Here is an 11,604-nt window from a genome sequence, read left to right on the forward strand (position 1 = left end):
TTATGCGGCACTGTTCGGGTAATCCCACCAGCGGCGGGAAAGCAATAAAAAAGGCCACGCAATGCGCAGCCTGGTGATAAGTGCCAGTTAAGCGACTGGCAGCGCTAATCCCTATCTGATATTGTTAAATCGCCAAACGTAACAATTCAAAAAGGGAAACACATGAGCGATAAAAAAGCAGCAGGAACACCAACTGGAGATAGCATGCCATCAGGTCTTGCAAAAGCAATCTATGAGCAAGCAAAACAGCAGCAATCTCAGCAAACAGGTAAGTCCTCCGGCACACAAAACGGAGGAAATAACTCAAACCAAAAGGATAGATCATGACCCGGGAACAGCTACTCCAACAAATTTATTTTTCCTACAAACTTAATTCTATTGTGAGTGTTACTTTTAACAGAATCGATAAGATCCTTTCTTTCTTATTGTTGCTTCTCGGGTCATCTGTTATCGGCAGTCTGGGCAATAATATTTTCCTGGGGCTGTGCATAGCAACTATTACCGCAGTACGAATGGCCTGGCCGTTAGAAAAAACAGCTGAAAATGCCAGAAAGCAGTCTGTCGCATATTTAAATCTTTATACCGTTCAAGCCACCTTTGATTCCGATGAGAAACTAACAAATGCGCTCACTCTTATTCAAAAAGATGATCTTATTCCTTGGTGGTCACTGTACAGAATTGCTGAAATTTCTTACCAGGATGATTTTGGTATAGATCACGAATTTACCCTGAGTACACTGGAAAAATCCATCGCCTTTTTTTCAGGTATAACATTTAAGAAAAAACAATAGCTCATCATCTGGCGATGAACTTGTCACGCCATAATGCTCTTTTTGTTGCCATAAGAAAAAGCCGTACACAGCTCTTGTGTTAAGTGATAACGAGGTGATTGATACTGTGGCGGCGTATATGAAAAAGGCCGCACAAGGCGACCTTTGGAATATTTATCTGTTGGGACTGAAGGGCTGCGATATTTTGAACTACGAGAAGTTTTTTCACAGTTGAAATATGAACTATCCCGACGTTCCGGAGAGTTCAACCTGTAAGTTATCGTTACAAGTTGGATTTCAGGCAATAAAAAACCCCGCACTTGGCGAGGTTTTGTATTCTTTTCGCTGCTTTGCGTTTAAAGCTTCGCGCAGCATATACGAAAATATTAACTTCATTGTTCAAAATGTCAAGATTTATTCGTGTAGTGTCCTTTATGATCAAACTCATCACACATCGGCAGGTACAGCATATACTCCGCAACAGATAGCCACGCCGCTACACGCCTGCGATATGTAGACAGTGATTTTTCTGGGTGCTTTTCGCTTAATTCATCAGCAATTCTATATCTGGATTTTTTATACACATAGTGCTGCTTAATCATTCCAAGTAATGCTGGGTTATTTTCAAACACAGCACAGATAACCTTATCCATCCGGCCACCTTCCGCATCAGTGCAAAACCACATGCTGCTTAATGATTTTTTATCGGCAAACTCTTCTAAAAAAAGCTGTAATTGCTCCTCCGATAAACCAGTGGTTTGCATTTTCTTTATCGCTTCTTTTAATGCTTTTTGTGAGATTACCGCACCGGAAAGTAACCGGTTGAAAATTCCTGCCGCTTCAGGTTCTTCACTGAATGCCGCCCAGCGTCCCCACATTTTTAGCTTACCTCTGATCCAGGTGCTCTCTAATGTCCGTAATCTTAAATGCTCGTCGCCTTTGCCACATGTATCGGGATAAATCATCGTACCACCTCACAAATAATTAAAATTCATCAGACCCGGCATAACCGCAGTTCTCTTACGTCCTGTTTTACCTGTTCCAGCAATTCACGTTCGCTGCCGTGAAGCCGCTGCCATGTTGCCGGTGCGGCATGAAACCCTGTTTCGTAACATGCCCGATGATGTCGTGGGCATAAGGGGAGAACCGAATAATGATCCGCCCTTTGTCCCGCCCCCTGGCCGGAGCGAATGTGATGAATTTCTGCCGGGCTGTATCCGTATCCGGCGTTACGACAACAAATACAACCGAGTTCTGCCACATCTGACAGCCACTGCTGCTCTGCTTTGGTCTTTGATTTGGTCATTGGTCTTGCCTCTCAGGTAAAATCTAATAACTGTGCTGCCGCGTTCTCAGCGGCCTGTTGAGTGGAAAAATTGCGGTACAGAATGAAGTTCCACAGCACATCAAGCGTGGATTTATAGAGTTCGCCAAACTGTAGATCGTCCATTTTGGCAAAGCTGATTGATTTGGCGACACGGCGCAGGCTGCCGTCAGGCATTTCGTAGGTGTCATACTGGCCGGCCTGCTCGATAGCCCAGGAGCGGAAAGCGTCAAAGGATTTTGTCGCGGTAATATTCTGCGCGCGTTTTTGTGCTACATCATCAAGATAGACGTCAGCCGCTGACTGCAGAGCATCGTCATTGTCCGTGTAATAAGCGAGGAATTTCACATACCCGCGAACCAGTTCTTTTTCTTCCGGCGAAATGGTACCGCCGACCGGTTCCCAATATTCATAACCGAGGTTCAGGAGTGCGAAGTATTTACGATGAAATCGTGGGTTACGTGCCTTTCTAAAGTCTGCTGACAGCACATCACCGCACTTAACTTTTGAATGCAGATAATCCCTTGCTGCCGGATTTGCAGGCGCAAGAGTATCGTTGGGGAGTTTGATAAAGCTATGCTGTGCCATGTAAATATCTCCGGTGGCACAGCGGGTATTCAGGATGCTGGTTGTTCAGGCCAGCACCTGAATAATACATTGATATAATGAATATTGCTAATTATATGCGGAGCTTTAAATCATGCCATCCGAGTGTATTCCAGCACTCAGCATCACCTGCCATACAGCATTCCGACACAGGCAATTTTTCGCCACATTTCCGGCATGTTTTCTTACTCAGTTCCTCAATTTCAGATTTTAGCGACCGGTCATCGATTCTGATGAGCATCGTCAGGTACTCGTTCAGTTCATAAGGTTCCCGGCCTGGCCGCCGCAACGCACAATTGCGCTGCAGCATTTCCAGTTCCTGCTCATCCACCAGCAGTTCAAGTTTGACGATACCGGTTTTCTTTTGCCGCGCTCTCTGTGCGGCTTTGCGTTCTGCCGGGGACTTAGCCATTGAGATACACTCCATTTGATTTTCTCAGTTCCCGCTGAGCCGCTGTGAATTCAGATATCAGCCGGTTTTGTTTCTCCGTAAACTGATACTCGGCTATATCAGTGCGATCCATTGATCGAGGAGTCAGAGGTTTACTTTTCCTCTCCGCCGGCCTGTTCCAGGATGCAGTTTTCTTTTCGTATGCACGGGTCACCTCCCCGGCACATGGTAATACTTCAAAGGCATGCCGCAATTTTCCGCGCCATTCCGTCACCTTCACAGCTCCTGTTTTGAGCAGTACACTGATTACCGCTTGTACCTGATCACGGTTAATATTGTATTTTTCCTGAATATACTTGCGGGTTATCTCCGTACCAGCCGGAATCTCTGTTGCAATTTGGGTATAGAGCATCATCACGCAGCCTCCCCTGTTTTCTCCACCAGCCAGTGCGCTTGCTGCATAAACAGTTCACCGATGGCGATCAGCTCGTCGCGGCTGATATAACTGATTTTGTCTCCCTGCCAGTCCTTATCCAGGATGACAACCGCACCGGCAAAGAAAGCACCTGACGGTTTCTGTTTTTCATCCGCCGGCACAAACCAGTCCGGTAAATCGAACCCGATACGCCCGCGGATGAATGCAACATGATCTGCCCATTCCGGCCACCACACTTCGCTCGTTGCTGCTTTCAGCAGGAAAACATACCGGCCACCTTTCTCACGCATAGCCTGAGCGTGTTCCATGATGTTACGAACACCAGTTACGGCCTGTTTATCGTGATAACTACTGCGGGAATATGGCGGGTTACCGTATGCTGCCCCGCCCAGTTCTTTCAGCTTTTCTGACCAGTCCTGTGTGAGTGCGTTATCTTCAGCAGTATAATAATCAGGGCATTTGCTGTTCTGACCATCTGTAAACAGGTCGAGAGTGAACGGGCCGAACTTCGCGTTGATACCCCAGTACAGTGCATCAGGCGTCCGCCACTGGTCACCGACCTCTTTCAGCATGTGGGCGGGCTTGTTGCGCAGCTCTTCCAGCGCAATCACGTAATCAGAACGCAGATCCGGAGTTTCCACCACATCACAAATCAATGCCTCACAGGATTCGGAACATGATCCTGAGTCATAACCGCCGGCCCCGCGTATCGTTGCAGCGATATCGTCACGAGTCTGATCTGAAAACATAGCGATAATGCTCTCGAGCGAGTTATTACCCCGGTACATGATTTTATTTTCCTGCTGGCGGCGTTCGACGACACGGACAGTATCGGAAGTGATTACGTCCATGAACTGTGCTGCCATCCCTGGTTCGTCACGGGCGGCCAGCGCAATTTTGTTTATCCCTTTCTTAATGCAGAACACACAGTTTCCGAGGTGTTCAGGAATAGCCAGATCAAATAGCTGTTCCTTCCACCAGTTGAGAATGTCCTGTTTATCAAAATCACTGATATCCGCCAGATATGACACACCATCACGGGGTTTTAACCGGCGTGGCTCATCTGCCCGTATCCCGAGCCAGGAGTGATATCCATCAGGGTAATTTTCTTTGCAATACCGCTCGAACGGCTCCAGCTTCATTGTCCGTGTACAAAACGCACCATGCACATAAGGAGTGCCATATTTACCGCAGGCATCAACCCAAGGTTGCAGATCTGCACATATTTCATCAGCATTCATCACGCGGTAGCTGTTCCCGTTCCCGAGTTTCGGATCAACAACCAGACGTAAACACACCAGGTCAATATTCCAGTGTTTGACCACGTTACGGATGAATTCATAGGTTTTCGGATGCTCCGCGCCGGTATCCATGAAAACGTATTTCACATTCAGGTTTTCACTGACCCGTTTCTGTTCCATCAGGTGAACCAGATATGCCGATGTGCGACCACCGGAGAAGCTGACTATATTGATCATCAGATAACCCCCTCGCGCTGGTAGCGTTTAGCTGTGGCGCGGGTCATGAAATACTGCCGCTCGATATTTTGGAACCGAATGAGATCATCCCAGCCATGGCGGCGGCAAATACTGTTCACCTTATGGCGGCTGTTCCAGTGATCTTTCAGGTCACGCAGTACCCACCACCGGCGGATTTGATGCAGGACAGCCAGCACCGGGAATACACTTACACCATAAATTTCTTTGCTTTCTGAACGCATGATCATACGGTCCTCCCGGTACTGTTGTGCAAAACCCGATGTCTGATTTCTTTCAGCATCTCAAGCCCTTTCTCTCGATAGCTTCCGTCTTTGTCTATCACCTCAGATACGGATGCTTGGCGACTCTCATTACGGTTTTCAATTTGTGCTACAACAGGGGGGATCGGTTTACCGTCCTGAACTTGCTTTAACCAGTACCGTAATACCTTTATGACCGCGTTTCTAACCTCAGTTCTCGTCTGGCTATACTGCCTCATCCGGCGGTGTGCCTCCGGTATAATCTGGTACATGATCGCGGTTTTCCAAGGGAATGCTTCAGCTGTCGGATAAAACCCCCGGTTCGCACTGTAGCGGTCAAATTCACGCATCACCTCGTCTACAGCAGGTAACCCTGATGCTTCCTGAATGCCATCTCTGCACCATGAGACAAATTTTCCACATCCGGGAACAAAGTCACTACCCTGCCTCCTGGCAAGACGCAGACCAGCATTAATCTGTTCGCGGGTATGAATTCCTCCTTCCAGCATAGCCAGTACCCACTGGCGGCGCATTTCGTCAAACTCAGCCTGTGTGCGTACAGTCGACCTGAATCCGGGAAATATCACACACAACTGCGTAAACAGACCGTTGAACTGGCCGGAGATAAAATTTTTTAGTTGTTCCCTGCTCTGTTGCTCCTGCGGTACCACGGGAGAGGTGGCAAATCCCTTTGTCTGAATAGTTTTTACATGAGTATCGACGCTAACCGGTTTCATGGTAATACCCCCGCGTTGACCAGATCATCTTCGATACCGTCAATCCAGTTTGTGTTGCTGAAATCCAGATTTTCACGCCCCCCGGAACCGTGTTGTCGGTCTGACGGTAAAACGGAAAATTTCAAACTGAGTTTGTCCCACTGCTGACGGAGTTTTCCCGGACTCAGTATGTTCCGGCACCAGAACGCATCCCGGTTTACCCGTCCGAACATCTCACAAATCTGACGATGTGTGCGTCCATCCTGTCCGCGCATCAGACGTATGTCGTTTGCCCATTGTGTCCATGACGGCTCTTTAGGCCGTGAAACTTCACCGTCAGTCTCCGCTGCCTGCTCATACAACGTCAGTATCTTTCGCCAAATCCACTGTGCGCACTGCAAATCCTCATCCGTACCCCATTGCCGTTTTCCGGCACTGAACACCGCAGCCTCCGGATGACGTGAAATAAAATCACTATCAGGTGACGTGTTGCTGTCGTCCGACAGCGTAGCGTCCGGACAATAAGATCTTTTATCTGACGGATCTGTTTTTAATGACGGATCGGGGCCAACCATTGGGGGGTTAATCGCCCCTGTTTTTTCAATATTTGATCCACCAACAGTTGCCCCCTCAATTATTGCCCCCTCAAAATTTGGGGGGGGACTTTTCGGAGTAGATACTCTGCGGTAATGCTTCCTGGCTGCATAGGAAACCTGCTCCAGCTTTTCAACATTGATGCGGTATACATTGCTCAGGTTGCGATTCCCGGATTTTCTCTCCTGCTTTGTTAACCAATTATCACGCTCCAGTTCCTTTATCGCCGCAGTAACCGTATTTACGCTTTTAGCACCAATTTGACGACGGATTGTTTCCACCGCAGGCCAGCTTATGCCCTCATCACTGGCAAAATCAGCCAGTCGGGCCATAACCGCAACACGCGATAAACTTAGTCCGGCAAACGCACACCCCTCCCAGACCAAACCATGTAATTTACTGCTCACGTTGCACCCCCCGTGTCCCGGCAATATCACGAGGTGTATTCTGATTTCGTGTCAGCTCACGCCATGCCTTAAACGCTACCGAGCGCCTCTCATCAAATATAGGGCGTATGGTGTCAATCTCTGCCGGATCGCCATTACGCCTGAATCCGTTACAGTATGTAATTTTTTCGGTTGTATTCATCATTGGTCTTTGCCTCTTGCTCATACGCTGGTCATGCGCATCGCATTTAATGCGGTTACCGCTTTTGATATGCAGTGTGACATGTCACGACTGCCCAAAAGAGTTTCGCTGATCGCCACCGCAAATTCTTTAATAGGTTTAATGTTTGTTTGTTGGTTAAATTGATGGTATGCGAATACAACCACTGCATAGCGGCCATAATAAGCATGTTGAATTTCTTGAAATATATCTGGACTATCGATCGGGCAAATGCCGTCACGATACGAGGGTATCTTCATCATTTGGTCTTGCCTTTGTATGGTTACACGCTGGTCAGGCGCGGATTTGAATCGCATTAAGAGCCACCACAGCGTTAGTGATTTGCCGTGACATGTCACGACTACCTAACAATGTTTCAGTAATAGCTTCTGCAAATTCTTTTATCGCTATCGATACTAAGTTATTTATTGCACCCTGATCAAGGCTCAATCTGTATTTAGTAGGTAATATTTCCATAACTGCGGGTACAAGCTCATCAAACTTAGCCTTAGCTGCTTTTGAATCACTACGTAACCAGCGGAAAATTTGTTGACGATTGTTATTTATAGCTTTCCAGTTTACACATCCATGCTCATCTTCAATCGGCAATAACCGAGTCTTAGCTTCAGAACATAATCCAAAATAAGCCCTGCTGACTTCGATTGCTACATGTTCCTGTCCTCGTTCTGAGGCCCAGATTTCAACTTCTTTCCTGAGCAAATTAATATCAATTTCCATACCTGCGTCTCCTGTCGCAAAATCTATTCGGTCGTTAAATTCCATCATTAGGATTAGGATAAAGATCCGGCCTCATTTCGTGTGGTGTTACTCCCGTTGCCGTATATATTTTAAGAACTCTTTTTTCTGGTATTCTCGAATTAAATTGAACCTTCCAAATGTGAATAGCTTGATGGGAAACCCCTATGCGTCGAGCAAGAACACCAGCATTACCCGCTATTTTTATTGCTTTTTCTAAAGCGTTTTTACAGTCACCAGTTTCATTATTAAGAATACGTTTTATTTTCATATTTTCGTTCTGAGCAATAGCATCAATGATTTGAGATGCTGTTATTTGCCCACCCGTAGCGTACTCAATTGCCATAAGCAATCTTGATCCAGCGTCCGTACCACGATTAAACCATGTCCTAATTGTGCATGGAGTTACGCCTATTTCGCGTGATAATTGAATTTGAGACCCCGCGATACTCGCAGCACGTCTAATAATTTCTCTTGTAACATTGCGCATAAAACCTCCAAATTGATTATTAAAAATCAGTTTTCATTTTGATTAGTCGTTAATATCCCAATCAAAGCGGATGTGATTATTGATTACCAGTTCCATCCGTAGGGTGTGGATATAAATCAGGCCTCAGATCATGAGGGGTAATCTGCCAGTTCATTAGTTCGCACAGCGGAATGACCCGACCAGCCGGAACACGATAGTTTAACCAGTGAAAAACCGTTTGTTGTGCACACCCTAGCTTTCGGCCAATCTCAGCCTGGGAGAGTGTGCTTGTGATTTTTTGTTTAATTTCAGCTCTCATTTTTTTATCCCTAAGTAAGTAGGCAGAATTGATATTACAGTAAAATACTGTTGGCAATCAACAGTTATTTATTGTGGAGAATTTAACAGTTTTTATCGGTAGAATTTAAGAATGATGAAAGCAATTGAGATTTCCATGTACAGAATCAGCAGACTCCTGACAGAACAAGGATGGAGCCAGGCTGAGCTCGCTCGAAGAATTGGGGTTACTCAGCAAACCGTACAGCAGTGGGTTCATGGTAAAGCCAGTCCTAAGCCTGCAAGCTTAGATAAATTAGTTGAAGTGACAGGACACCCCGCATATTGGTTTATGATGCCACCTGATGATAACGAGCAATCATCAACCCCACAGATACCGATGACCAATAGTCAACGTGAATTGCTACAAACGTTTGATGCATTCCCTGAAGATGATCAGAAAAAAATCCTTAAAGAAATGAAAGATAAAAAAGAGGAAATGGAAGAAACTATTGCTCGCTGGATGGAAAAAAGAGGCCGCAGAGCATAAAAACCCACCACAAATTTGAGTATTTCATCCGGCCACAGTGCCGGATTTTCTCACCTTAACTTTATCAAGTTAATCAAAATTTCCAAGTCGCATTCTTCGCGCTCAAATCAACAATAAATAACTGTTGACTGTTAACAGTTTTTTATTGTAATCTTCTCGCATCAACCTACCCGACCGGATAACACCAGAGCAATACTTCGAGTTACTCAGGTACCGCAAGGGTTAAGTAGCCAGCCTGAGGCATATGAACATGACGGCGGGGTAAACAATAAAACCCCACAGCGGGTATTCAGGATAAAGCGTTCACGAATTTACGCCAACACCAGGCATGCATTAACGACCAAAGCTAACCATGAAAATGGTAAGGGAGCGAGGCAAGAGCAGTACCAGAACCTGACACCCCGGAAAGACGGGGATCTAATCAAAACGGGGGTTATATGAAAGAAACCGATAGCACCAAAAGCAGAGAGCAGGAAATAAAGGATTACGTTGGCTTTGTAATGAGTGACGTTAATATCCTATCCACGAGCATGATCCCTAAAATGATTGAGGCGGGATCCAGCCTTGATGATATCAAAGACAAAGTGGACATGCTGGCAGAAGCGTATATCTACACGCGATTAAAGGTACTGCATGAAGGGCGTAAATTAATTGAAGATATCAACAAATATGACGCCGCCATGAATGCAGAAATGACGACCCTGATTAAATCGAATGCCCGTAACTACGAATTGGGTGACAGCTTCACATAAGGCGGAGTAAATCCAAAGCGGCTTTTTCTGCGTCTTCAATTGCGGTTTCTGATTGGAAAGATGTCAGTAAGTGAGGATACCTTGCAGCCTGACTTAAATGTCTAATTTGATGTTTAACTTCTTCCCTTTGTTCTGAGGTTAACACATTAAAAATAGCTTTTAACAAAATATGCTGAGCATCTAATTGCTGTTCACGATTTTTATTATCCATAATTCAGTTCCTTAAATACGTTGCGGTAACTGAATTATACACAGATTCCTTGCGTTGCGGAATGCAGGAACCTCAGCCGCCTGATGAGGATAAATAATCAGGCACCGGATTTAAGACGTAAAAAAACCCACCGAAGTGGGTTCTTTTACCCGGCGTCGCCGACCAAAGCTAATCCGGAGTTCCACTGACGGGACCAACCGTCAGAAGAGGCAAGACCAATGACGAATCATTGGAAACATCATTTTAAAGGAGTTGCTATGAAAGCACAACCTGAAACACTCAAAGTCACGCTTTACGTCCATGCCCAAAAGCAGTTCGACGGAAGTATCGCGTATTCAGTATACACCCACAAATTCAAAGCGACTGACGGTATGGGCTTCCCTGTTGCCGAACACCAGCTTGAATTACCTGCCCCCTTAGTCAGCAAATTTGATTTAATTCAGGCCGAAATTGACAGCTTACGTGCAGAACAAAACAAGATCCTTGCTGATGCAACAGCCAAAACCGGATTACTGGAAGACCAGATACAGGCGCTGCTATGCCTGGAGGGTGAGGTAATATCCAAAGAAGATGAAGAAATCCCTTATTAGGAGGTAATTTCATGAAATGTTCATTGTGTAAAAAAGAGATAGATGAACATGAGGCGTATGAGTATCGCGGATTTATCTCTTGTGGCGAACACTTTGACGAAGTTATTGCGCGTGTTGATAGAAAACGCCAAGAGATTATTAGTCGACACGATTCAATGTCTTGTCCATTAAAGGAGTTAGATCTTCGATCTGATAACCCAATTGGTAAGGCTAACCGAGAATTATTGAAAGGCTCTATCGAAGTTTGTAGTAAAGAAACTTTGTTAGAAAAAGATTATCGCAAAGGAATTTTATAAAAGGCAAGACCAATGACCAATTATATCTGTGCATTTAACCCTATAGATGCTGCACTTAAAGACGGCGCTGTAACTGTTGCAATCACTATTTCCGCCAATTCTGAAAAGATGGCCAGAGCAATGGCTGCTGTGATGCTGGAAGAAACCTATCCGGAGAATACGGGGAAATTTGATGTGGCGGGGGCAATAGTCTGCGAAGCTCAGGCAGGCAATCCGGCACCGACCGGCGACAGCTTTGATGAACATTTTGCCAAAGAGTACGAGTTCAACGGCACCGACTGGCAGAAGCGTGAAGAAGAAATTGTCGTGTTTGCAAAAACGGCACCAGTCGTCCGTATTGCGGCAATTATGTTGTATGAAAGAACACAATTCACCCGTAGTGAATACAGTAGTGCCGTAACCTTTGTGCACGAAAGTGACGAATATCCACAACTCCGGAATATCGCAAAAGGTATTGCAGCGACACGCACAGTTTCTCTTCTGAATGAACAGGATCTGGAAGCATTGGTAAACGCTGTTATGA

At 45.7% G+C, this 11,604-nt stretch carries 20 protein-coding genes and 1 pseudogene; 7 read left to right on the top strand and 14 right to left on the bottom strand.

The features are described 5' to 3' along the window. Positions 1–162 precede the first annotated feature (162 nt). Both N7387_RS20315 and N7387_RS20320 read left to right on the top strand, forming a co-directional pair. Complete coding sequence (locus N7387_RS20315) at positions 163–327, top strand: hypothetical protein (RefSeq protein ID WP_279800824.1); 165 nt, start codon at positions 163–165, stop codon at positions 325–327. Further along, the gene (locus N7387_RS20320) at positions 324–791 is read left to right on the top strand and encodes a hypothetical protein (protein ID WP_279800825.1); all 468 of its coding nucleotides are present in this window, start codon (positions 324–326) and stop codon (positions 789–791) included. Before N7387_RS20315 ends, N7387_RS20320 begins: the two co-directional genes overlap by 4 nt. 386 nt (positions 792–1,177) lie before the next feature. Here N7387_RS20320 and N7387_RS20325 read toward each other — a convergent pair whose 3' ends face one another. The 13 genes from N7387_RS20325 to N7387_RS20390 form a co-directional block, all read right to left on the bottom strand. Next, the gene (locus tag N7387_RS20325) at positions 1,178–1,735 is read right to left on the bottom strand and encodes a DUF1133 family protein (protein WP_279800826.1); all 558 of its coding nucleotides are present in this window, start codon (positions 1,733–1,735) and stop codon (positions 1,178–1,180) included. Between the two features lie 29 nt (positions 1,736–1,764). Then, complete coding sequence (locus tag N7387_RS20330) at positions 1,765–2,076, bottom strand: Ref family recombination enhancement nuclease (RefSeq protein ID WP_279800827.1); 312 nt, start codon at positions 2,074–2,076, stop codon at positions 1,765–1,767. Between the two features lie 12 nt (positions 2,077–2,088). Next, on the bottom strand, positions 2,089–2,682 hold the full coding sequence (locus N7387_RS20335; protein WP_279800828.1) for a DUF1367 family protein: 594 nt from the start codon (positions 2,680–2,682) through the stop codon (positions 2,089–2,091). Positions 2,683–2,773: 91 nt separating this feature from the next. Then, a complete protein-coding gene (locus tag N7387_RS20340) occupies positions 2,774–3,112 on the bottom strand; it encodes a hypothetical protein (RefSeq protein ID WP_108943335.1) in 339 nt (112 codons plus the stop codon). Next, positions 3,105–3,506, bottom strand: coding sequence for a hypothetical protein (locus N7387_RS20345; protein WP_279800829.1), 402 nt, complete (start codon positions 3,504–3,506; stop codon positions 3,105–3,107). Before N7387_RS20345 ends, N7387_RS20340 begins: the two co-directional genes overlap by 8 nt. Beyond that, complete coding sequence (locus N7387_RS20350; protein WP_279800830.1) at positions 3,506–5,005, bottom strand: phage N-6-adenine-methyltransferase; 1,500 nt, start codon at positions 5,003–5,005, stop codon at positions 3,506–3,508. The genes N7387_RS20345 and N7387_RS20350 overlap by 1 nt, the downstream gene beginning before the upstream one ends. Further along, positions 5,005–5,253, bottom strand: coding sequence for a hypothetical protein (locus tag N7387_RS20355; RefSeq protein WP_279800831.1), 249 nt, complete (start codon positions 5,251–5,253; stop codon positions 5,005–5,007). The genes N7387_RS20350 and N7387_RS20355 overlap by 1 nt, the downstream gene beginning before the upstream one ends. After that, on the bottom strand, positions 5,250–6,002 hold the full coding sequence (locus N7387_RS20360) for a replication protein P (RefSeq protein ID WP_279800832.1): 753 nt from the start codon (positions 6,000–6,002) through the stop codon (positions 5,250–5,252). Before N7387_RS20360 ends, N7387_RS20355 begins: the two co-directional genes overlap by 4 nt. Continuing rightward, positions 5,999–6,982 (bottom strand): helix-turn-helix domain-containing protein, encoded by a 984-nt coding sequence (locus N7387_RS20365; protein ID WP_279800833.1) that lies wholly within the window; start codon positions 6,980–6,982, stop codon positions 5,999–6,001. The genes N7387_RS20360 and N7387_RS20365 overlap by 4 nt, the downstream gene beginning before the upstream one ends. Positions 6,983–7,183: 201 nt before the next feature. After that, entirely contained in the window at positions 7,184–7,444 is a 261-nt protein-coding gene (locus N7387_RS20370) for a hypothetical protein (protein ID WP_279800834.1), read from the bottom strand. Between the two features lie 31 nt (positions 7,445–7,475). Continuing rightward, positions 7,476–7,919, bottom strand: coding sequence for a toxin YdaT family protein (locus N7387_RS20375; protein ID WP_279800835.1), 444 nt, complete (start codon positions 7,917–7,919; stop codon positions 7,476–7,478). Positions 7,920–7,953: 34 nt separating this feature from the next. After that, positions 7,954–8,427 (bottom strand): YdaS family helix-turn-helix protein, encoded by a 474-nt coding sequence (locus N7387_RS21425; RefSeq protein ID WP_347815247.1) that lies wholly within the window; start codon positions 8,425–8,427, stop codon positions 7,954–7,956. 76 nt (positions 8,428–8,503) lie between these two features. Beyond that, on the bottom strand, positions 8,504–8,725 hold the full coding sequence (locus N7387_RS20390; protein WP_279800836.1) for a YdaS family helix-turn-helix protein: 222 nt from the start codon (positions 8,723–8,725) through the stop codon (positions 8,504–8,506). 111 nt (positions 8,726–8,836) lie between these two features. Here N7387_RS20390 and N7387_RS20395 point away from each other — a divergent pair, with 111 nt between their 5' ends. Both N7387_RS20395 and N7387_RS20400 read left to right on the top strand, forming a co-directional pair. After that, positions 8,837–9,232, top strand: a complete 396-nt coding sequence (locus tag N7387_RS20395) for a helix-turn-helix domain-containing protein (RefSeq protein ID WP_279800837.1) — start codon at positions 8,837–8,839, stop codon at positions 9,230–9,232. Between the two features lie 437 nt (positions 9,233–9,669). After that, the gene (locus N7387_RS20400) at positions 9,670–9,984 is read left to right on the top strand and encodes a hypothetical protein (RefSeq protein ID WP_279800838.1); all 315 of its coding nucleotides are present in this window, start codon (positions 9,670–9,672) and stop codon (positions 9,982–9,984) included. Here N7387_RS20400 and N7387_RS20405 read toward each other — a convergent pair. Further along, a complete protein-coding gene (locus tag N7387_RS20405; RefSeq protein WP_279800839.1) occupies positions 9,977–10,195 on the bottom strand; it encodes a hypothetical protein in 219 nt (72 codons plus the stop codon). The genes N7387_RS20400 and N7387_RS20405 overlap by 8 nt on opposite strands. A 257-nt stretch (positions 10,196–10,452) precedes the next feature. On the opposite strand from N7387_RS20405, the gene N7387_RS20410 reads away from it, so the two are divergent. The 3 genes and pseudogenes from N7387_RS20410 to N7387_RS20420 form a co-directional block, all read left to right on the top strand. Beyond that, complete coding sequence (locus N7387_RS20410) at positions 10,453–10,785, top strand: hypothetical protein (RefSeq protein WP_279800840.1); 333 nt, start codon at positions 10,453–10,455, stop codon at positions 10,783–10,785. Positions 10,786–10,796: 11 nt separating this feature from the next. After that, positions 10,797–11,081 carry a hypothetical protein gene (locus N7387_RS20415; RefSeq protein WP_279800841.1) on the top strand — a complete coding sequence of 95 codons (285 nt, stop codon included), beginning with the start codon at positions 10,797–10,799 and terminating at the stop codon, positions 11,079–11,081. Between the two features lie 12 nt (positions 11,082–11,093). Continuing rightward, positions 11,094–11,604: pseudogene (locus N7387_RS20420) on the top strand (hypothetical protein); the annotation flags it as partial.

This window comes from Morganella sp. GD04133 (assembly GCF_029835375.1).
Taxonomy (GTDB): Bacteria; Pseudomonadota; Gammaproteobacteria; order Enterobacterales; family Enterobacteriaceae; genus Morganella; species Morganella morganii_B.